We start from the raw sequence: 21,500 nt of genomic DNA on the forward strand, positions 1-21,500 counted from the left end.
GAGGAGGGGACACCGATGGACGATCGGACCAAGGTCGCGGTGATCTACTACAGCGCGACCGGCATCACCTACCAGATGGCCCAGGCGGCCTGCGAGGCCGCGGGCGAGGCAGGCGCCGAGGTGCGCCTGCGCAAGGTGCGTGAGCTGGCCCCGGACGAGGCGATCCGGTCCAACTCGGGCTGGCAGGCGCACGTGCTGGAGACCCAGGACGTGCCCGAGGCGCAGCTCGACGACCTCTCCTGGGCCGACGTGGTGATCATGGGATCGCCCACCCGGTACGGGATGGTCGCCGCCCAGCTCAAGCAGTTCATCGACACCAGCGGACCGCTGTGGGCGCAGGGCGCGCTGGCCGACAAGGTCTACACCGGGTTCTGCTCCACGGCGACCGCGCACGGCGGGCAGGAGGCGACGCTGCTGTCGCTGTACACGGTCTTCTACCACTGGGGCGGGATCGTCGTCACCCCCGGTTACACCGACCCCAGCCAGTTCGTCGCCGGCAACCCCTACGGCGCCTCGCACACCAGCAACAACGGGGAGGTCGCCCCGGACCACGTCGCGCTGGCCGCGACGGCGTTGACCGCCAAGCGGGCGGTGGCGCTGGCCAGCCGGCTGCGACGGGGCGGCGCGGCGGGCTGACGCCCGGTCGACCAGGCGACCGGTGGCCCGGGCGGGGGCTCTCGACCCGTCCGGACCACCGGTCGGATCGTGCCCTACCCGGCTTCGACGCCGTTATGCGTACCGGTCGCCGCCGGTTCCGGCCCCGCCGGCCCGCGCTGTCCGGTCGCCGGCGCAGCCGTCGTCACGGCCGTCGTAGCCGTGACTGTCGTGGCCGTCGCCGTCGTGGGCCGCTCCAGGCGGCCCCGGGCCGGCAGCAGGTGGTCGAGCAGATCGGCCAGCACGGCCATCCCGTCCCGGCTCAGCACCGACTCCGGGTGGAACTGGACGCCGGCGAAACCCGTACCACGCAGCGCGTGCACCGCCCGGTCGGCGCCGTCCCGGGCCACCTCGACCGGGCCGTGGACGGTGTCCAGGCGTTCGCTGTCGGCCGACGCGGTGAACGTCGAGTAGAAACCGACCCGCCGGGTCACGCCGAACAACGTCACGTCCCGCTGGAGCCCCTGGTAGGTCGCCGCGCGCCGGCGCAGGGGCAGGCCGAGCAGCCCACACAGCACCTGGTGGCCGAGGCAGACCGCCAGGGTCGGCCGCCCCTCGGCCAGCAGTCCGCCCAACAGCTCACCCAGGGCCGCCATCTTCGCCCCGCCGACCGCCCGCGGATCGCCCGGGCCGGGACCGACCACCACCAGGTCGTACGCGTCGACCGGGCCGGGCCGGTGCCAGGGTCGTACGGTCACGGCCAGCCCGAGCGCGGCGAGCTGGTGGGCCAGCATGCCGGTGAAGGTGTCCTCGCCGTCGACGATCAGCGCCCGGGGGCGGGACGCGGTGACCGGGGCGGGAGGACGCTGGTCCAGCCAGAACCGGGCCAGCCGGTCGTTGCGGGCCGCCAACGCGGCGCGTACCCGCGGGTCGTCGGCGAGCCGGGCCACCGGGGCGCGGTGGTCGGGGCGCGGCGCGTCCGGACGCAGGCCGAGCGCGGCGAGCACCCCGGCCGCCTTGGCGTGCGTCTCGGCGACCTCCCCCGCCGCGGTGGAGTGCCGCACCAGCGTCGCGCCGACCGGGACCCGCAGCTCGCCGTCCGGGGTGAACTCGGCGGTGCGGATCAGGATGGGGGCGTCGAGGGTCTGCCGGCCGGCGTCGTCCCGGCCGAGCAGCGCGAGCACCCCGGCGTAGTAGCGGCGGCCGACGCGCTCGTGCCGGGCGATGACCCGGCAGGCGTTCTCCATCGGGCTGCCGGTGACGGTGGGGGCGAACATCGTCTCCCGCAGCACCTCCCGCACGTCCCGGGTGCTCCGACCGGCCAGCAGGTACTCGGTGTGCGTCAGATGGGCCATCTCCTTCAGGTACGGCCCGACCACCTGGCCGCCGGTCTCGGCGACCGTGGCCATCATCTTCAGCTCCTCGTCGAGCACCATGTACAGCTCGTCGACCTCCTTCGGGTCGGTGAGGAAACGCAGCAGCGCGTCCCGGTCGGCGGTCGCGCCGCCGTGCCGGAAGGTGCCGCTGATCGGGTTCATCATCACCAACCCGTCCTCGACGCTGACATGCCGTTCGGGACTGGCCCCCACCAGGGTCCGGGTCCCGGTGTGCGCCAGGAACGTCCAGTACGCGCCGCGCTCGGCGACCAGCAGCCGGCGCAGCGCGGCCAGCGCCGCCGCCAGCGGGACGCCCGGCACCTGGGCCCGCAGGGTGCGGTGGATGACGAAGTTCGCCCCCTCGCCCCGGCCGATCTCCTCGCGCAGCACCCGGTCGACGGTCGCGGCGTACTGGTCGTCGTCGAGGTCGAACCCCGCGCCGGTGGCGGCCACCGGAACGTCGGGCAGCAGCCGCAGCGCCTCGGCCAGCCCGACCCGCGCCCGCCCGGTGATCTCCAGGCACTCCAGCGGCGTGCCGTCGTCGACGCAGGCGAACCCGCGTTCGGTGACCTGCCGGTACGGCACCAGGGCCAGCGTGCGGGGGCCGGCGTCGCCGTCGGGCAGCGGCACGTCGGCGAGCCGGTCCACCGCGCGTACCGGGCCGGTGAACAGGTCGAGGTGATCGGCGCCCTCCCGGCGCAGCAGCGCGAACGGGCCGGGGTCGCCGCCGGCGGACAGCACGGCGAGCAGGGCGTTGAGGTCGGTCATCGGGGGTCGGTCTCCTCGGGCCGGTGGCCGCCGGTGGGGCGCCACGACCGGCACGGGACCGGTGGCCGCCTCGTCGGGCGGCCGGTGCGGAAACGCTATCCGCGCGTGGGGACCGCCAGGTCGGCGGGCCACCAGGAGCACGGGCGCGTGGGCATGTCGGGAGCCTACGCGCCGACACCCCGCCAGGGAAGACGTCTGCGCCGGGTACGGTGACCGACGATGAAGATTCTCGCTCTCGACCTGGGCACCTCCTCGGTGCGTGGGCTCGTGCTGGACGAGCGCACCACGCCGCTGCCCGGCGCGCTGGCCCGCCGCAAGATGCGACTGACCGTCGACGACGACGGCGCGGGCACCCTCGACGGCCCCGGGTACCTGGCCTGTCTGGTCGAGTGCCTGGACGAGTTGACCGCCGCCGGTCACCTGGCGGGCGTCGAGCTGGTCGCCGTGTCGGCGCAGTGGCACTCGGTGCTGCCGACCGACGCCGCCGGTGCCCCGCTCGGGCCGGTGCTGACCTGGCTGGACAGCCGCCCGGAGCCGCTGCCCGGTCAGTCCGGTCCGGTCGACCCGGACGCCTTCCACCAGCGCACCGGCGCGTGGTGGCACCGCTGCTACTGGTCGGTGCGGTTGCCCTGGCTGCGCAAGCGGGCGGCGGTGGCCCGGTTCGTCGGGCTGGCCGAGTTCGTGCTCGGCGCCCTGCTCGGCGAGGCCCCGATGTCGGTCTCCCAGGCGTCCGGGACGGGTCTGCTGGACCTGCGTGCCTGCGAATGGGATCCGGAGGCGTGCGACCTGGCCGGGGTGCGTCCGCAGGAGCTTCCCGTGCTGGCGCCGGCCGGCTGGCGGGGCCGGCTGCGGCCGGAGTTCGCCCGGCGCTGGCCCGGGTTGGCCGGCGCGGCGTGGGCCGCGCCGATCGGCGACGGCGCGGCGTCGAATGTCGGCTCCGGCTGCGTCGGCCCGGACCGGGCCGCGGTGACCGTGGGCACCTCCGCGGCGGTACGGCTGCTCCAGGCGGCCCCGGCGGGCGCGCCGCTGCCGTTGCTGCCCTCGGGGCTGTGGCGCTACCGGGTCGACCACGACCACGTGGTGACCGGAGCCGCGTACTCCTCCGCCGGCAACCTGTTCGCCTGGGCGAACCGGGAGCTGCGGCTGCCGCAGGGCGAGGAGCTGCACGCCGCGCTGGCACGGGTGCCGAGGTCCGGCGGCGTGTCGGCGGACCCCCGGTTCGGCGGCGACCGGCCGCCGGGGCTGGACCCGGCCGGCTCGGGCCGGTTGGCGGGGCTGTCGCTGTCCACCACGGCGGTGGAGATCCTGGCCGGACTGTTGGCCGGGGTCTGCGCCCGGGTGGCCGACGACCTCGCCGGGGTCGAGTCGACCGTGGGTCACCCGGTCGAGGTGGTGCTGGGTGGGGGAGCGGTGACCGCCTCGCCGTGGTGGCGGGAGGCGTTCGCGGTGGCGCTGGCCCCCCGCCCGGTGCGGCACCAGGCGAACCCGGAGATCGGCGCGACCGGGGCGGCGCTGGTCGCGGCGGGCCGGTTGGCGGAGGCGGCGGAGCTGACCGGCATCGGCCGGACGGATGATCGACGCTCACCGGGTCCGGTAGGAGGGGCACGCTCCTGAGCCTCTCCCCCGACTGACCCGTTGACAGTATCCGCTGGCCTGGTTGGATGGACTCCGCTCCCCGGTCTCGCGGCGGACGCGAGGTGACGGGGGAGGTGTGCGTGGGGACGGGTCCGGAGCAGACGGACGGCACGGCGGCCCCGTCCCGTCGACGCCGGCTGGACGTCCGGGTGGTGCCGCACCGGCGGCGGTCCCCGTTCCGGCTGCGGGACTGGCGGATCCGCACCAAACTGGCGGCTGTGCTGATCATCCCGTCGGTGGCGTTCCTGGTGCTGGCCGGGGTGCAGACCCGGGGCCTGGTCGGTCAGGCGGGGGTGCTCAGCGGCTTCGCCGAGCAGGTGGCGATCGGCCGGGAGATCACCCTCGCCGTGCACCAGCTCCAGCAGGAACGGGACCGGTCGGCCGGCGAGCTGGCCGGGCTGCGGGCGGCCGGCGGCGACACGGTCCGCGCCGATCCGGCGGTGGCGCTCAAGCCGTTGCAGGCCGCCACCGACGAGGCGATGCAGCGGCTCCGGCGGGCCGCCGAGCCGTTGGCCGACTCCGACGCCGCCTGGCGGGTGTCGTACGCGGAGGCGCTGGAGGCGTACGACCAGATCGTCTACCTGCGGTCGGCGATCGGCCCGGGGGTGTTGAGCAGCGGCACGGTGCTGGGCAACTACGACCGCCTCGTCGACGAGCTGCTGAACCTGCTGGCCGAGCCGTCGCCGGGCCCGGACGCGCCCGAGCTGAGCGACGCGGTGCTGCGCTACGTCCAACTGGCCCGGGTGAAGGAGCTCTCCTCCCGGATCCGGGCCCAGCTCTACGTGGCCGCCCGGGCCGGCCGGTACGGGGTCGAGGACCAGGTCCTCCTGACCGACCTGCGGGCCCAGCAGTTGACCGCGCTGGGGGCGTTCCGGGGCGCGGCCACGGTCGCCCAGGTGCGCCGGTACGACCAGACCACGCTGGATCCGGCGTTCGTGTCGGCGACCCGCCTGGAGGAACAGAGCCTGCCGGTCGGCGGGGCCGACCCGGCGGTGCTGCCGGCGACCCAGTGGTGGGCGGCCAGCGAGCAGCGCCACGAGCTGCTGCGACAGGTCGAGGCGGGGGTGTTGGAAGACGCGGTGACCCAGGCCGGGCAGGCCCGGGGGGCGCAGTTGCGGCAGACCCTGCTGGTCGTCGGCGGGATCGTCGCGGTGCTGCTGGTGGCGTTGTTGATCTCGGTGCTGATCGGCCGGTCCATCGCGCGCTCGATGCGGTTGCTGCGCGGGCAGGCGTTGCGTATCGCCCAGCTGGAGCTGCCCGACACGCTGGACCGGCTGCGCACGGTGACCGGCGGGGTCCCGGAGATCGAGGTCGCGCCGGCGGTGGTCCGGTCCCTGGACGAGATCGGTGAGCTGGCGGAGGCGTTCGTCGCGGTGCACCGCAGCGCGGTGAGCGTGGCCCTGGAGCAGGCGACGATGCGCCGCAACGTCAACGCCATGTTCGTCAACCTGGCCCGCCGCAGCCAGGTGCTGGTGGAGCGCCAGTTGGAGCTGCTGGACGACCTGGAACGCGACGAGAGCGACCCGGACCAGTTGGAGAACCTGTTCAAGCTGGACCATCTCGCGGCCCGGATGCGTCGTAACGACGAGAGCCTGCTGGTGCTGTCGGGGTCGGAGTCCAGCCGACGCTGGAACCGGCCGATCGGTCTGCCCTCGGTGCTGCTGGCCGCCGGGGCGGAGATCGAGCAGTACCAGCGGATCCGGCACGACTCCGTGGCCGACCTGCACGTGGTCGGGCACGCGGTGGGCGAGGTGGTGCACCTGCTGGCGGAGCTGCTGGAGAACGCCACCGCCTTCTCCCGGCCGGACACGCTGGTCCGGGTCAGCGCCGCGGCGGTCGACGGCGGAGCGGTCGTCGAGATCGCCGACCAGGGGCTGGGGATGAGCCCGTCGGCGTTGGAGCAGACGAACCGGTTGCTGGCCAGTCCGCCGGCGGCCGACGTGGCGGCGTCCGAGCGGATGGGGCTGTTCGTGGTCGGGCACCTGGCGGTCCGACACAGGATCGAGGTGCGGTTGCGCGCCGGGCAGCCGGAGGGGGTGGTGGCCCGGGTGACCCTGCCGGCGGCGCTGCTGGCCCCGGCGCCGGAGCGGGAGCTGCGGGCCCCGGCGTCGCGGCGGATGCTGACCGCGGCGCTGGCCAGCGCGGCCGGCCGGGCCGCGCTGGCCGGGTCCGGCGGTGGGGCCCAGGGGGCCCGGCGGGGGACGAACGGCGTGGCGGCCCCGGCGCCCGGTCCGGGCAGTGGCTTCGGCCCCGGCGGCGTGCCGGGTGGTGGCTTCGGCCCCGGCGGCGTGCCGGGTGGTGGCTTCGGCCCCGGCGGCGTGCCGGGTGGTGGGGCCGGTCCCTTGACGCCCGGCGCCGGTGGCACGGCGGGCGGGCCCGGCGGGGGCGGCGGTCAGCCCGGTCTCCTCGCCCCGCCACCCCGGCGGCCGGGCGGGTTGGAGTTGCCGGTGGCGGGGCGGCCACCGGAGCGGCCGGCCGGCCCGCGGCCGGTGCCGACCCGCGCCGAGGACGTGCTCGACTCCGCGGCCGGCACGTCGGCGCCGGAGGCCAGCACGTGGTGGTCGCGGAAGCCGCCGACGTCGCCGGGTCGCCCGGCGGGCGCGCCGACGCCGCCGGCCACGCCGGTCACCGGGGGAGTCAACGAGCGGGGGCTACCGGTGCGGGTGCCGATGGCGCAGTTGGCCGCGGTGACCCGGTCGGCGCAGCCGGCCGCACCGAGGTCCCGGCACGACCCGGACCCGGACGCCGTGGGAGGGATGCTGTCCCGGTTCTACGGCGGGGTACGCCGTGCCGAGGCCGAGGACGACACCAGGGAGATCACCCTGTCGGACGACACCCGGGAGCTACCCGTGCCGCCGACCGGGCCGCGCAGCGAAGGGGAACAGTATTGATGACGTTGAGCCAAGAGGCGCGTGACCTGAGCTGGCTGGTCAGCGCTTTCACCGAGCGGGTGCCGGGCGTCGCGCACGCGATCGTGGTGTCGTCCGACGGGCTGCTGGTGGCGATCTCCGACCATCTGCCCCGGGACCACGCGGACAAGCTGGCGGCGGTGACGTCCGGGTTGATGAGCATCACGGCCGGGGCGGCGCAGATGTTCGACGGTGACATCGTCAAGCAGACGGTGGTGGAGATGGGGCGCGGGTACTTCCTGGTCATGCAGATCCGCGACGGTTCCATCCTGGCCACCCTGGCCGCCGCCGACGCGGACATCGGCGTGGTCGGGTACGAGATGGCCCGGCTGGCGAAGCAGGCCGGTGAGATGCTGACCCCGGCGCTGCGCGCGGAGTTGCAGCAGGCCCTGCCGCGCTGAGTCGTTCCCCGGCGGCGCGTTACCGTCGTCGCCGGGTGGCCCGGCCGCGTCGTGGCCGCCGGACGGCGGCGTCAGGATGTGCCGTGGTCCCCGGGTGACGCGGTCGTGCGGGGTGGCGGCGCTGTCGTGGGGCGGACGACGGGCCCGTCGGGTTGTTCCGCCGGGCCCGTCCGCGACCGGAGGCGCCGGTCTGCCCTACCGGCGACCGTCCGCGCTCAGATCGTGTTGTCGGCGATCACCCGGCGGTACCAGTGGGCGCTGCTCTTCAGGACGCGCCGCTGGGTGGGGTAGTCCACGTAGATCAGGCCCCACCGCTGGTCGTAGCCCTGCTCCCACTCGAAGTTGTCCAGCAGCGACCACACGTGGTAGCTCTCCAGCGGCACTCCGGCGGCGATCGCCCGGTGGGCGGCGGCCAGGTGGTCGCGGAGGAACGCGACGCGTCCGGAGTCGTCGACCGTGCCGTCGGCGGCGAGGGCGTCCGGGGTGGGCAGCCCGTTCTCGGTGACGGTGATCGGCACCGGGCCGTAGTCACGGGTCACCCGGGTCAGGATGTCGTACATCCCCTCCGGGAAGATCTGCTGCCAGGTGGCCACCGAGGTGGGCCAGCGCCGTTCGGTGCCACCGGTCGCGGTGACGTAGATCGGCGTGTAGTACTGCACCGCCAGCAGGTCCACCGGGCTGGAGATGACGGCCAGGTCGCCTTCGCGGATGCCCCGGGCCAGCCGACTGGTGGGGCCGAGGTCGGCCAGCACGTCGGCGGGGTACCTGCCGGTGAAGACCGGGTCGAGGTAGAGGCGGTTCTCGTACCCGTCGAACAGGTGGGCCGCCGCGGTGCTGGCGGGGGAGTCGTCGGCCGGGTAGCACGGGTGCAGGTTGAGCGCGGGGCCGATGCGGCTGGCGCTGCCGGTGTCGCGCAGTTGCCGGACGGCGAGCCCGTGGGCGAGGTGCAGGTGGTGGGCGACCAGGTAGGCCGCGTCCGGGTCCTGCCGACCGGGGGCGTGGTGGCCGATGATGTAGCCGTTCTGCACCACGGTCTTCGGCTCGTTTATGGTCAGCCAGACCGGCACCTGCTCGCCGAGGGCGTCGAAGACGGCCCGGGCGTAGTCGGCGAACCGGTGGGCGGTGTCCCGGTTCTCCCAGCCCCCGAGGTCCTGCAGGGCCTGCGGCAGGTCCCAGTGGAAGAGGGTGGCCATCGGGGCGATGCCGCGCTCGTGCAGCCCGTCGACGAGCCGGCGGTAGAAGTCGAGGCCACGCTGGTTCGGCGTGCCGGCGCCGTCGGGCTGGACGCGCGGCCAGGCGATGGAGAACCGGTAGCTGCGCAGCCCGATGTCGCGCATCAGGTCGAGGTCGGTGGGGTAGCGGTGGTAGTGGTCGGCGGCCACGTCGCCGGTGTCGCCGCCGTGGGTCCGGCCGGGCGTGCGGCTGAAGGTGTCCCAGACCGATTCGCCGCGCCCGTCGTCCTTGGTCGCGCCCTCGACCTGGTAGGCGGAGGTGGCGGCGCCCCAGCCGAAGTCCGGCGGGAAGCGCAGCCCGAGCTGCCCCTCGGGGTCGGTGTGCCGGCCGGGGCCGTGCCCGTTCACCGAGGTGGTCCGACCGTCGGCCGTCGGCAGGCCGGCGGCGGGGGCCGGGTCCGGGTCCGTCGGGACGGTCGGCGCCGCGGTCAGCTCGGTCTCGGCGGTGGCGGCGCCGACGGAGGCGGCGCGTTGGTGCAGGCGCCGCCGGGTGACTATCGACATAGGACGTTCTCCTCGTGGATGCGGGGCCCGCCACCAGGCGGCCGGGAGCGCTCCCAGCATAGGGCAGGGTGAGTCGACCGCGGTGCGGTCCGGAGGCTTCCGGGGCTGGTCGCGGCGGGTCGAGCGGGGCTGGGACGGCTGTCGTCGGCGGCTCGGCGGGGCCGAATCCGGGTGCCGATAGCGAACGAGGCCGTCCGGGCGGCGCGTCGCGCCTGTCCCGTCGGCCTCTTTTCCCGTCGTTACTGGAGGTCTAGTGTGTGGGGACGGGGAGGGCAACCCCCGTCCCCACAGTGGTGCAAGTGCACGTACGAGCGGAATGGGCGTCCTGTCGTACGTGCCGCGCGGGAGCCGGGCCACGCGAGTGGCTCTGGTTCCACCTCCCTTCAGAGTGGATGGGATCCGGCTGACGGCGGAGTCCGGGCTGGCCCGCCGTCAGCCCTCCGGGCTGGGGCCGGATCGTTCCGGGAGGACGATCCGGTATGGAGTTAGTGCGTGAGCCTCGTCGATGGAAGCGCTCCCATCGACGATGCTGCGACTGTAACGCCCGTCACGGGTTTGTGAAAGACCCAAAATGAGACCGAAACATTCGGAGCCTCTGACCTGCAGTGATGCAAGCCGGACGCATGGTGTTCACCCGTGCTCTTGTTACGGGAGCGCTCCCATGACACACTGCGACTACCGCGGAGCCAGATTGCGCGGGTGCGGGTCGCCGAGGGCAACCGGTCACTGAGCCGGCGGCACCCCACCAGCGGAAGGGCGAGCCCGTCGCTCCCCTCCCGCAGCCCGTTCCGGGCGGGCCGACCCCCATCACCGCGCCTGCCACCCCCCGCGCACCTGTCGCGTGGAGGCGCTCGCCGCGGGCCCCACCGGCCCCGGCCTGGTCCGAGGAGACACCGCGCACATGAGACAACTGGCAAGACGTCGCCGGCTGGCGATGCTCGCCGCCACCACGCTGGCCATCGGCGGGGTCACCCTGCCGGCCAGCGTCGCGCAGGCCGCCCCGGCCTGCGACGTGGTCTACGCGACCAACGACTGGAGCAACGGTTTCACCGCCAACGTCACGCTGAAGAACCTCGGCGACCCGATCAACGGCTGGACGCTGAAGTTCAACTTCCCCTCCGGCCAGCGGCTCACCCAGGGCTGGTCGGCCCGGTGGAGCCAGTCCGGCACCGAGGTGACCGCCGTCAACGAGTCGTACAACGGCAGCATCCCCACCAACGGGTCTCTCAGCCTCGGCTTCAACGGCACCCACACCGGCACCAACACCAAGCCGACCTCGTTCAGCGTCAACGGCGTGACCTGTGGCGGCACCACCGCCCCGAAGCCGCCGACGGTCGCGTTGTCCGTGCCGTCCGGCCCGTTCGTGGCCCCGGCGGACGTGCCGCTGACCGCCACCGCCAGCGACTCGGACGGGACGGTCAGCAAGGTCGAGTTCTACCGCAACGGCCTGCTGGTCAACACCGACACCAGCGCCCCGTACGCGTACACGCTGGAGGACCTGCCGGCCGGCAGCTACACCGTCCAGGCCAAGGCGTACGACAACGCCAACCTCTCGACGACCGACGAGAAGTCGTTCACCGTCTCCGCGGCCACCGGCCCGATCCTGGTCGCCACCCCGTCGGCGGTGGGCGTTCCCGAGGGCGGCAGCGCCACGGTGAACCTCAAGCTCAGCGGCCTGCCCTCGGGCAACGTGCCGGTGACCCTGACCCGCACCGGGGACACCGACATCACCGTCAGCCCGGCCTCGCTGACGCTGACCCCGAGCAACTGGAGCACCGGCGTCAACGTCACGGTCAGCGCGGCCGAGGACGCCGACACGCTGGGCGGCGCCGCCACCATCACCGCCTCCGCGACCGGCTACGCCCCGCTGGCGATCACCGCCACCGAGGTCGACAACGACACCCCGGGCGGGGACAACGTCTGGAACGCCCGCTTCCTGGAGCTCTACGGCAAGATCAAGAACTCGGGGTACTTCAGCCCCGAGGGCGTGCCGTACCACTCCATCGAGACGCTGATCGTCGAGGCTCCCGACCACGGGCACGAGACCACCAGCGAGGCGTTCAGCTACTGGCTCTGGCTGGAGGCCGCCTACGGCCGGGCCACCCAGAACTGGGCCCCGTTCAACAACGCCTGGACGGTGATGGAGAAGTACATCATCCCGTCGCACGCCGACCAGCCCACGGCCGGCTCCCCGGGCACCCCGCAGTACGCCGCCGAGCACGACCTGCCCAGCCAGTACCCGTCGACCCTGGACGCCAACGTGCCGGTCGGCCAGGACCCGCTGCGCAACGAGCTGCAGACCACCTACGGCACCGGTGACATCTACGGCATGCACTGGCTGCTCGACGTGGACAACGTCTACGGCTTCGGCCGCTGCGGCGACGGCACCACCCGTCCGGCGTACATCAACACCTTCCAGCGCGGCACCCAGGAGTCGGTCTGGGAGACCGTTCCGCAGCCGTCCTGCGAGAGCCTGAAGCACGGTGGCCCGAACGGCTTCCTGGACCTGTACATCAAGGAGTCCGGCGGCACCCCGGCCAAGCAGTGGAAGTACACCAACGCGCCGGACGCCGACGCGCGTGCCGTGCAGGCCGCGTACTGGGCGCTGGTCTGGGCCAAGGCCCAGAACAAGCAGGCCGACGTGGCGGCCACCGTGGCGAAGGCCGCCAAGATGGGCGACTACCTGCGCTACGCCCTGTTCGACAAGTACTTCAAGAAGATCGGCAACTGCGTCGGCGCCACCGCCTGCCCGGCGGCCTCCGGCAAGGACTCCGCGCACTACCTGCTGTCCTGGTACTACGCCTGGGGCGGCGCGCTGGAGACCAGCCAGAACTGGTCGTGGCGGATCGGCTCCAGCCACAGCCACTTCGGCTACCAGAACCCGTTCGCGGCGTGGGCGATGGCCAACGTCAACGAGCTGAAGCCGCGGTCGCCGAGCGCGGTCACCGACTGGCAGAAGAGCTTCGACCGGCAGCTCGAGTTCTACACCTGGCTCCAGTCCGCCGAGGGCGGCATCGCCGGTGGCGCCACCAACAGCTGGGGCGGCCACTACGGCACCCCGCCGGCCGGCACCGCCACCTTCTACGGCATGTTCTACGACGTCGACCCGGTCTACAACGACCCGCCGTCGAACCAGTGGTTCGGCATGCAGGTCTGGTCGATGCAGCGGATCGCCGAGCTCTACCAGGAGACCGGCAACGCCAAGGCCAAGGCGCTGCTGGACAAGTGGGTGCCGTGGGCCATCGCCAACACCACGGTGGGCGCCAACTGGTCGGTCCCGTCCGAGCTCAAGTGGACCGGTCAGCCGGCCAACTGGAACCCGACCAGCCCGCAGGCGAACACCAACCTGCACGTCGAGGTGATCAGCACCGGTCAGGACGTCGGCGTCACCGGCTCCCTGGCCCGGACCCTGATCGCGTACGCGGCCAAGTCGGGCAACGCGGCGGCGAAGACCACCGCGAAGGGCCTGCTGGACGCGCTCTACGCGGCCAGCGACGCCAAGGGCGTCGCCCGGCCGGAGACCCGTGGCGACTACCGTCGTTTCGACGACGTCTACGACGCCAGCACCGGCCAGGGTCTCTACATCCCGCAGGGGTGGAGCGGCAAGATGCCCAACGGTGACACCGTCGCCCCGGGCAAGAGCTTCCTCGACATCCGCTCCTTCTACAAGAACGACCCGGACTGGCCCAAGGTCCAGGCGTACCTGGACGGCGGCCCCGAGCCGACGTTCACGTACCACCGGTTCTGGGCGCAGGTCGACGTGGCCATGGCCTACGCCGACTTCGGTCGCCTGTTCCCGAACGGCTGATCCGTGCCCGGTGGGTGGTCGCCGCGGCGACCACCCACCGGCTCCTTCCCGGTCGGGCGGATGCCGCCCGACCGGGCCCGGACCGGGTCGGCGGGGATCACCGGCCCGGTCCGCCGGGGCGCCCGATACCCACGGTCGGGCGGTGGTCGGGCCACCGGCCTGCCGGCGCAGCGCCGGTGGCCCGCCACATCGATGTGACGGTCGGCTTTTGCGCTCTGGCGCGAAAATCCCGGCCACCCCGGGGGGACAGAAGCCCCCCGACGGAGTAACGTGATTCCCGGAGAGGCCGCTCCCCCCGTGGCGGCCTCTCCCTCACTTTTCCGGGCCGGTCGACGCGGTCGCCTCCGGGCCCGACGACGCGGTCGCCTCCGGGGCGGTCGCCCCGTCCACCGGGTGCCGCAGCCCCGGGTGCCCGGCCGGCAGCGACCGACGGACCACCAGCCAGCTCCCGGCCAACGCCGCCGCCACCAGCGGCCAGGTCAGCGCGACCCGGGCGGCGACCAGCGCGACCACCTGCCCACCCAGGTAGAGCGGCACGAACACCGCCACCCGCAGCGCGTACGTGGCCGCCCAGACCCAACTGCCCCGGGCGTAGGCGCGCAGCAGCGCCCGGTCACGCCGCCACCGGGTCCGCTGCCCGAGCGCCACCCCGACCAGCACCCCGAGCAGCGGCCAGCGCGCCACGACGCTGACCACCCAGACCAGCGCGCTGGCCGCGTTGGCGAGCACCTGGATCAGGAAGAAGTCGGTGGCCCGGCCGGTCCGCAGGGCCACCAGCGCCGCCACGCACACGGCGAGCAGCCCGACCAGCACCGACCGGGGCCGGTCACCCCGACGTAGCCGCCAGCCGGCGACCACCGCCGCGGTCACCACGGCGGCGATCACCCCGCCGCGCAGCGACTCGCCGTCGACCAGCCAGCCCAGGCCGAAGGCCAGCGGCGGCAGGGTCGCGTCCACCGCGCCGCGCCGACCGCCGAGCAGATCCGCGAGGGACTCCGGGGCGGGCGGGTCGGCGGCGGGGGGTCGGGCACGTTGCGGAATACCGGTCACCGTCACCTCCTCGACGGCTCCCAACCTATCGCCGAACCACCGTGGGTCAGGTGATCGGTCCACCCGCGGTGGCGCTACGGTGTGCGGGTGCGCGTGACGGCTAGGGGTGGGACCGCGGTGTGGCTGGTGCTGCTGGGGCTCGGGCACGTGCTGGCCCTGCTCGCGCTCTGGCGACTGGCCCTGCACACCGAGACCGGTCAGTGGCTCGACACGGTCGCGTTGACCGGCAACCAGATCGGGCAGGACCGCATCGACGAACTGGTCAGCCGGGTGCTCAACGCGGTCTCCGTGGTGTCCCTGCTGGCGGCGACGGCGGTGATCGGCTTCATCGCGCTGCTGCGTCGACGGATCGCGTTGGCGGTCACCGCCACCGCGTTGATCGTCGGGGCGAACGTCACCACCCAACTGCTCAAGTACGGGCTCGACCGGCCGGAGTACGGCATCGACCCGCAGCGGGCGGCGGTCGGCAACAGCCTGCCCAGCGGGCACGCCTGCGTGGCCGCCTCGGTGGCGGTGGCGCTGGTGCTCGTGCTGCCCCGCCGGGCCCGGGTGGCCGGCGCGTTCCTCGGCGCCGGATACGCCGCGGTCAACGGGGTGGCCACCCTGTCCGCCGGCTGGCACCGGCCCAGCGACGCGGTCGCCGCGTTCCTGATCGTCGGCGGCTGGGCGGCGGCCGGTGGGCTGCTTCTGCTGGCCACCCAGCGGGAGCAGGCCCAGGTGGAGTCGGCCGACGCGCACCGGGGCGCGGCGCTGCTGCTCGGTCTGGTCGGTCTGGCCGCGGTCATCCTGTCGGCGGTCGCCCTGGCCTGGCTGGACGGTCTGCCCAAGGCGCCGGTCAGCGACCTCACCCGCCGTCCGCTGTTCGCCGGTTACGCGGGCAGCGCCGCCGGCATCGTCGGCGTGATGAGCCTGGTGATGGCGTTGGTGCTCGCCTCGGTGCACCGGCTGGTTCCCCGGGTCAAGGGCTGAGCCGCGCCGGATGCGACGGTAGCGGCGTGGAATCGACGCGACAGGCGTTCCGCGACGAGTGCGCCCGGCTCGGCGCGGTCCTGCGTACGGTGCCCGAGCCGGATCTCGACCGACCCACCGGCTGCCCACCCTGGACGGTGCGGGAGCTGATCGCGCACGTGCGCACCGGCGCGGGCCGGGTCACCGGCATGCTGACCGAGCCGGCCCCGCCCCGGGCGCGCGTCGACGCGGCCGGCTACTTCGGCGCGGCCAAGTTCACCCCTTCCGTGGACGCCGACCGGGTGGCCGGCGCGCGCCGGGAGGCCGCCGCCGTCACCGGGCGGGAGCTGGTCGCCGACTTCGACCGGGTCTGGCGGGCCGCCGACGCGGCGGTGGCCGCGCACCCACCGGGCCGGGTGGTCCGGACCCGGCACGGTGATCCGATGACTTTGGCGGACTTCCTGCTGACCCGGGTGGTGGAGGTCGCCGTGCACGGCCTGGACCTCGCCTTCGCGCTGGAGCGCCCACCGTGGCTGACCCCGGGCGCGGCGCGGGTCGTCGCCGGGCTGCTCACCGGAGGTCGCCCGGTCCCGGCCGAGCTGGGTTGGGACCGGCTCGCCCTGATCAGCCGGGCCACCGGCCGCGTGCCGCTGACCGACCGGGAGCGGGCCGCCGCCGGGGCCGCCGGTTTCCGCTGGCTCAGCTTCGCCGGCTGACGGGGCCGCTCAGCACGGTTGGGCCGCCGCTCAGAACGGCGGGGCCGCTTCTTCCGGGGGCCGGCCGCGGGCCCGCCGGGCGTCGACCACCGCCGTGGCGACCAGCACGGCCGCCGCGACGCCCGAGGCCACCAGCATCGGCGTACGCGCGAGCGCCGGCAGCGCGACGGCCAGCGTGCCCATGGCGAGCCAGCGGGAGGGTGACACCCGGTTGAACACCTCGTACTCGAACCGGGCCCGCCCGGCGAGGAAGACCAGCGGACCGCCGAGCACCAGGGCGGCCCAGGCCGCCTCCGGGCGCTCCAGCGGATGCTCGATGACCAGCTCGTAGCCGACCGCGGTGGCCACCACACCGATCACCATCACCAGGTGCGTGTCGGCGGCCGAGCGACCGATGAGGGCGGGCCGGTTGGCCTTGGCCACGGCCTCGGCGAGGATCTGCCCGGCCCGTTGGAAGTAGATCCGCCAGAGCAGCACGGACGTGGCCAGGGCCAGGGCGAAGGCGGTCGTGCGGGCCGGGTCGGGCGGGCCGGCGCTGTAGGCGAGTCCGGTGACCAGCACCGTCTCGCCGAGCGCGACGAGGAAGAACTGCTGGTACCGCTCGGCGAGGTGCTCGCCGGCGAGCTGCCATCGGCTGACCGTGGACCGGCCCAGGCCCGGCACCGGCCAGCCCGTCCGACCGGCGGCGTACTCGATGCCCAGCGCGAAGGCCCAGGACAGCACCCGGGCGTTGCCGGCGACCAACGCCCCACCCAGCCAGAACACCGCGCTGACGCCGTAGACCACCAGCATCCGTAGCTTGAGCCGGCGGACCTCGCCCCGGCCGAGGGCGAGGACCAGCATCAGCGGCCGGGACACCTGCGCGATCACGTACGCGGCGGCGAAGGTCATGCCGGCCGCGCCGAACGCCCGGGGGATCGCCACCCCCATCACCATGCTGGCCGCCAGCGTGGTGACCACCATCGCCTGGATCCACAGGTGGTACGGGTCGTAGCGGCTGGTGGTCCAGGCGGTGCCCTGCCAGACGGCCCAGAGGGCCAGCAGAAGCAGCAGGGTCTTGGCCCCGCCGGTGATCGCGCTCCACCCCTGCGCGCCGCCCGACTCCAGGGCGAGGTCCTCGAAGGAGCGGGCGCCGATACGGGTGAGCGCGAACACGAAGATCAGGTCGAAGAAGAGCTCCAGGAAGGTGGCCCGCTGCGGGCCCTCCGCGGCAGCCACCGGACGAGCCGTCCGGCGGCTCACCCCTGCCCCGTACCCTGGTCGCCGCATCCCACCTGGCAGTCGTAACACCCGCGCGTCCCCGACGGTCGGCGATCCGGCGAACCGCCGTCGCGGATCTTGCCGGATCTCGGGCGGCAGGGGGACGATCGGCCGGTGACGAATCGTTGGGGCATGACGGTGCCGTTGGACGGGGTGCCGCTCGCCGAACACGCCGGGGTCTACGCCACCCTCGACCGGGCCGGCTTCACCGACGTCTGGTCGGCGGAGGTCAACGGCGTCGACGCGTTCACCCCGCTGGCCCTCGCCGCGGCCTGGCAGCCCCGGCTGCGGCTCGGCACGGCGGTCGCGCCGGTGTTCACCAGGGGGCCGGGGCTGCTGGCGATGAGCGCGTCGGCGCTGGCCGAGGCCGCCCCGGGCCGGTTCAGCCTCGGCCTCGGCGCGTCCTCCCCGACGGTGGTCCGGGACTGGAACGCGGTCCGGTTCGCCGAGCCGTACCGGCGGACCCGGGACGTGCTGCGGTTCCTGCGCGCCGCGCTGCGCGGGGAGAGCGTCGACGAGGTCTACGACACCTTCACCGTTCGCCGGTTCCGGTTGGACCGCCCGCCGGTGGCCCCGCCGCCGATCCTGTTGGCCGCGCTGCGTCCCCGGATGTTGCGGCTCGCCGCCGCCGAGGCCGACGGGGTGATCCTCAACTGGCTGACCGCCGGGGACGTGCCGACCGTGCTGGCCGAGCTCGGTCCACGGCGACCGCACTTCGAGGTGGCCGCCCGGATCTTCGTCTGCCCCACCGAGGACGCCGCGCACGCCCGCGCGCTGGGCCGCCGGCTGATCGCCGGTTACCTGACCGTGCCCGCGTACGCGGCGTTCCACCGCTGGTTGGGCCGGGACGCGGCGCTGGGGCCGATGTGGCGGGCGTGGGCGGCGGGGGACCGGCGTGGCGCCGCCGCCGCGGTGCCCGACGAGCTGGTCGACGCGCTGGTGCTGCACGGCCCGCCGGCGCGGTGCCGGGCGGCGGTGCGCCGGTACGTCGACGCCGGGGTGGACGTGCCGGTGCTGGCGCTGCTGCCCACCCCCGAGGTGACCGCCGGCGGCGTGCCGGCCCTGACCACCCTGATCGCCCAGCTCGGCGTGCCGGCCGTCGCCTGACGACCGGGCGGGCGGACCGGTCCGCGCCTGGCCTCCCGGCGGGCGGACCGGTCCGCGCCCGACCCTGCGGCGGGCCGGCCGGTCGCCGCGGGTCCGGCCGGTCGGGTCGGCGCTCAGCCGATCTGGCTGAGCAGGCGTTCCACCTCGGTGAGGCGCTGGCGCACCTGGGTGAGCTCGGTGCGCAGCCCGGCCAACTCGGCCACGGTGGCCTGGCTGCTCTCCGCCAGCCGGGTCTGGGCGCTGCTGGCGTCGGAGGCGAGCTGCCGGTACTGCGTCTCGCGGGCGGCCGAGTGGCGGGCCCGGTAGACGCCCAGGGCCACGACGGCCACGCCCGCGACAAGCGCGATCAGCAGCACCGTCGAGCTGATCAGCGCGGTCTGCGCGATCGGGTCGTAGGCGATGTTCACTTCTCGTCCTTTCCGGGGCTGTGCGCGCCCAGGGTCGGTACGGCGGCGGCGATCGCCGCCGGGTCGAGGGTCAACGCGAACGGGTTGACCTCGAACCACTTGACGGAGCTGCCGTCCGGCGCGGTCTCCAAGGTGCCGGTGACCAGGCCGGCGGCCTCCAGCCGTTGCAGGTGCATGTAGAGCAACGGCCGGTTCATCTGGAGGCGGCGGGCCAACTCGCTGACGTAGCCGCGCCCGTCGGCGAGGGCGGCGACGATCCGCAGCCGGTGTGGGCTGGCCAGCGCGGCGAGCGCTTGCAACAACTCGTCTCCGGTAGGTGGCACCGGCCCCTCCGTCTCCTCGTCGACCGTGGGTGTCAGAATCTTCTGACGCCCCCTGTCAGAAGATTCTGACACCAGGTGCCCGGCGACGTCAAGGCAGCGTCGTGCGCGGGCGACCCGGCCACGCGGATCCGGTGGCCCGGTCGGCTGTGGAGGGCGTCCTGCTCAGGGCCGCCAACGCAACGGGCCCGGCCGCACCGGCCAGCACCACCGTCGCCAACGCGGCTGGACGGCGCGCAACGCGGCGGCATGGGCGCGGGCGATCTCCGCGGCCCGGTCCGCCTGCGTCCCGGTCACCCCGCCCGGGGCGAACGCCACCTGGTTGACCAGCGCCGCCAGCTCCGCCACCCCCGGTCCGTCGGCGTCCGGGGAGAGGTCCCGTGTCGACGCCTGACGTCCGGCACGGGCGCCCGCGCGGGCGTCGGCCAGCACCCGGTGGGCGTGCGCGGCGACCTCGGTGGCCGCCAGGTCGTCGCCGACCGGTCGCCCGGCCAGCCGGACCGCGTCGGTCACCTCCCGCCAGGCGCCGGCGACCCGGTCGGCGGGGTCGCCCCGGTCGAGTCGACGCCGGGTCAACCGCCGACGCAGCCCGGCCAGCGTCAGCAGGGCCGCCGCCACCACGAGCAGCAGCCCGCCCGCCCCGGCGCCCACCAGCGCCACCGTCGACACCCCGGCCGGGTCACGGCGCGGCGGCCCGGCCACCGCCGGAGGAGTGCCCGGCGGCGTCACCGCCGGCTCCGGCGCCTCCGACGGGGGCGGATCCTCCGGGGCCGGGCGGAAATCCTCCTCCACCGGGCGTGGCTCGTCGTCCGGTCGGGGCAGCGGATCGAACGCCACCCAACCGAGACCGTCGAAGAGCACCTCCGGCCAGGCGAACGCGTCGGCCGCCCGCACCGGGCCGCTGCCGGTGGCGCTGAAGCCCACCACCACCCGGGTGGGCAGCCCGGTCAGCCGGCCGAGCACCGCGAACGCGGCGGCGAACTGCTCCGAGGTGCCCCGCTGCCCGCCCGCGTCCCGCGGCCCGAACAGGAAGAAACCCAGATTCGGGTACGCGTGCCCGCTCGGCGCGTCCGGCACCGCCCGGTAGTGCTCGGCCAGGAACTGCTCGATCGCGGTGGCCCGCGCGTACGGCGCGCCGTTCTCCTCGGCGAGTTGGGTGGCCAGCCGGCGCATCGGCTCGGGCGCCCCGTCGGCGACCCGCAGCACCCGGGCCACCTCCGGTCCGGCGGGCACGTCGGCGGTGGCCAGCAGGTTCACGTCCGGACGCTCCCGGGCCGAGACGACCGTGTACCGCAGGCCGGGGGTCAACCCCTCGGGGCGGATCAGCGTGCCCGACGCCGGATCGTAGGCGACCCGGGCCCCGTCGACCGCACGCGGCGTGGCCACCGCCGGCAGCAGCCGCCCGCTCAGCCCGGCCACCGTGACCTCCTGCCGGACCGTGTCGACCCGACTGCCCGGGGCCGGCTCGACGGCCGGCAGCACCCGACCGGCGTTGCGGTAGGTCGCCCCGACCCGCCAGGTCACCCCGTCGTAGTCGCTGAGCACCCCCAACCGCAGCCGCACCTCGCCACCGCCGTCCGCGCCACCACGGTCGGCGGTCAGGTCGAACAGCTTCTGCTCCGGGCGCAACGCCCACCCCGAGATCCGGATCAGCGGGTTCTCGTCCAGGCTCTCCACCCGGGGCGGCTCCACGTACCGGCGGGGATCCACCGGCCGGTCGTCCACCTGACCGGCCACCACCGGCGCGAGCACGGCGACCAGCGCCGCCACCACGGCCAGCCCGACGGCGGTCGTCGCCACCCGGGCGGCCCGGGCCGCCGCCCGTGCCTGCGGCGCGAGCCGAGACGTCGACTCCCCGACGGCCCCCGGGGCGGACGCCACCAGCGCGACGGCGGCGAGCCCGGCGAACGCCAGCGTCGGCCAGGACGCCGGCTCGGCGTTCGGACCCACCACGTACACCGCGCCGACGTACAGCAGCGCCGGCGGCAGACAACCCAGCAGGACCCGGCCGGCCCGGACCGCCACCTCCACGCCGGCCAGCCCGGCCAGCCAGGCCGCGACCAGCGGCACCAGCACGGTGTCCGGGGTCGGCTCGACCGGGATCATCGCGGTCAGCAACCGGGCGACACCGTTGCCGGCGGCGTCCACGGCGATCTGCCCGAGCCCGCCGGTCAGCTCCGCCCGCCGGGCCGCCAGCCGCAGCGCCAGCGCCGTGTAGCCGAGCATGGCCGCCACCGACAGCGGAGCGACCAGCCAGGACGGCAGCCGTCGGGCGGCGACGCCGACCAGCGCCGCGCCGACCGCCGCGCCGGCCACGACACCGGTCAGCAGCGTGCCGGCGTACACCCGGTCGAGCGCCACCCCGGCCAGGGCGATCATGCCGACCAACGCCGCCGGCACCGACGCCGCCCGCAGCAGCGCCCCCCAGCGCCCCCACCCCGCGTCCCGGAGCGTCCCACCGCGCA

Annotated in this window: 14 protein-coding genes and 1 pseudogene; 8 read left to right on the forward strand and 7 right to left on the reverse strand. The window is 74.7% G+C overall.

Annotation, left to right across the window (positions count from 1 at the left end; translation table 11 throughout):
* Window positions 1-15: 15 nt before the first annotated feature.
* Window positions 16-636, forward strand: coding sequence for an NAD(P)H:quinone oxidoreductase (gene wrbA / locus O7606_RS02395; RefSeq protein ID WP_281597331.1), 621 nt, complete (start codon window positions 16-18; stop codon window positions 634-636).
* A gap of 227 nt (window positions 637-863) precedes the next feature.
* Here the strand turns inward: wrbA and O7606_RS02400 are convergent.
* Window positions 864-2,738 (reverse strand): annotated as a pseudogene (locus O7606_RS02400) (anthranilate synthase family protein); the annotation flags it as partial.
* A 219-nt stretch (window positions 2,739-2,957) separates the two neighbouring features.
* Here O7606_RS02400 and O7606_RS02405 point away from each other — a divergent pair.
* From O7606_RS02405 to O7606_RS02415, 3 genes are all read left to right on the forward strand, one after another.
* Window positions 2,958-4,352: an FGGY family carbohydrate kinase gene (locus O7606_RS02405; protein ID WP_281597332.1), complete on the forward strand. Its 1,395-nt coding sequence runs from the start codon at window positions 2,958-2,960 to the stop codon at window positions 4,350-4,352.
* A 101-nt stretch (window positions 4,353-4,453) separates the two neighbouring features.
* Window positions 4,454-7,264 carry a nitrate- and nitrite sensing domain-containing protein gene (locus O7606_RS02410; protein ID WP_281597333.1) on the forward strand — a complete coding sequence of 937 codons (2,811 nt, stop codon included), beginning with the start codon at window positions 4,454-4,456 and terminating at the stop codon, window positions 7,262-7,264.
* Between the two features lie 5 nt (window positions 7,265-7,269).
* Complete coding sequence (locus O7606_RS02415; protein WP_348651152.1) at window positions 7,270-7,683, forward strand: roadblock/LC7 domain-containing protein; 414 nt, start codon at window positions 7,270-7,272, stop codon at window positions 7,681-7,683.
* 215 nt (window positions 7,684-7,898) lie between these two features.
* Here O7606_RS02415 and O7606_RS02420 read toward each other — a convergent pair whose 3' ends face one another.
* Window positions 7,899-9,419 (reverse strand): GH1 family beta-glucosidase, encoded by a 1,521-nt coding sequence (locus O7606_RS02420; protein WP_281597335.1) that lies wholly within the window; start codon window positions 9,417-9,419, stop codon window positions 7,899-7,901.
* A 910-nt stretch (window positions 9,420-10,329) separates the two neighbouring features.
* On the opposite strand from O7606_RS02420, the gene O7606_RS02425 reads away from it, so the two are divergent.
* A complete protein-coding gene (locus O7606_RS02425; protein WP_281599463.1) occupies window positions 10,330-13,227 on the forward strand; it encodes a glycoside hydrolase family 48 protein in 2,898 nt (965 codons plus the stop codon).
* Window positions 13,228-13,539: 312 nt separating this feature from the next.
* Here the strand turns inward: O7606_RS02425 and O7606_RS02430 are convergent, their stop codons facing one another.
* Window positions 13,540-14,268 carry a DUF3159 domain-containing protein gene (locus O7606_RS02430; protein ID WP_281599464.1) on the reverse strand — a complete coding sequence of 243 codons (729 nt, stop codon included), beginning with the start codon at window positions 14,266-14,268 and terminating at the stop codon, window positions 13,540-13,542.
* Between the two features lie 90 nt (window positions 14,269-14,358).
* Between O7606_RS02430 and O7606_RS02435 the strand changes: the two genes are divergently transcribed.
* Window positions 14,359-15,246, forward strand: a complete 888-nt coding sequence (locus O7606_RS02435; protein ID WP_281597336.1) for a phosphatase PAP2 family protein — start codon at window positions 14,359-14,361, stop codon at window positions 15,244-15,246.
* Between the two features lie 26 nt (window positions 15,247-15,272).
* Window positions 15,273-15,941: a maleylpyruvate isomerase N-terminal domain-containing protein gene (locus O7606_RS02440; RefSeq protein WP_281597337.1), complete on the forward strand. Its 669-nt coding sequence runs from the start codon at window positions 15,273-15,275 to the stop codon at window positions 15,939-15,941.
* A 30-nt stretch (window positions 15,942-15,971) separates the two neighbouring features.
* Here the strand turns inward: O7606_RS02440 and O7606_RS02445 are convergent, their stop codons facing one another.
* The gene (locus O7606_RS02445; RefSeq protein ID WP_281597338.1) at window positions 15,972-17,159 is read right to left on the reverse strand and encodes a low temperature requirement protein A; all 1,188 of its coding nucleotides are present in this window, start codon (window positions 17,157-17,159) and stop codon (window positions 15,972-15,974) included.
* Between the two features lie 174 nt (window positions 17,160-17,333).
* Here O7606_RS02445 and O7606_RS02450 point away from each other — a divergent pair, with 174 nt between their 5' ends.
* A complete protein-coding gene (locus tag O7606_RS02450; protein WP_281599465.1) occupies window positions 17,334-18,308 on the forward strand; it encodes an LLM class F420-dependent oxidoreductase in 975 nt (324 codons plus the stop codon).
* 113 nt (window positions 18,309-18,421) lie between these two features.
* On the opposite strand, the gene O7606_RS02455 is transcribed toward O7606_RS02450, so the two are convergent.
* The 3 genes from O7606_RS02455 to O7606_RS02465 form a co-directional block, all read right to left on the reverse strand.
* Window positions 18,422-18,715 carry a hypothetical protein gene (locus tag O7606_RS02455; protein WP_281597339.1) on the reverse strand — a complete coding sequence of 98 codons (294 nt, stop codon included), beginning with the start codon at window positions 18,713-18,715 and terminating at the stop codon, window positions 18,422-18,424.
* Window positions 18,712-19,038 (reverse strand): winged helix-turn-helix domain-containing protein, encoded by a 327-nt coding sequence (locus O7606_RS02460; protein ID WP_281597340.1) that lies wholly within the window; start codon window positions 19,036-19,038, stop codon window positions 18,712-18,714. The genes O7606_RS02455 and O7606_RS02460 overlap by 4 nt, the downstream gene beginning before the upstream one ends.
* Window positions 19,039-19,200: 162 nt before the next feature.
* The gene (locus tag O7606_RS02465; RefSeq protein ID WP_281599466.1) at window positions 19,201-21,453 is read right to left on the reverse strand and encodes a transglutaminase domain-containing protein; all 2,253 of its coding nucleotides are present in this window, start codon (window positions 21,451-21,453) and stop codon (window positions 19,201-19,203) included.
* Window positions 21,454-21,500 lie beyond the last annotated feature (47 nt).

Origin of the sequence: Micromonospora sp. WMMD882 (genome assembly GCF_027497255.1) — a bacterium.
In the GTDB taxonomy this organism is placed as follows: domain Bacteria; phylum Actinomycetota; class Actinomycetes; order Mycobacteriales; family Micromonosporaceae; genus Micromonospora.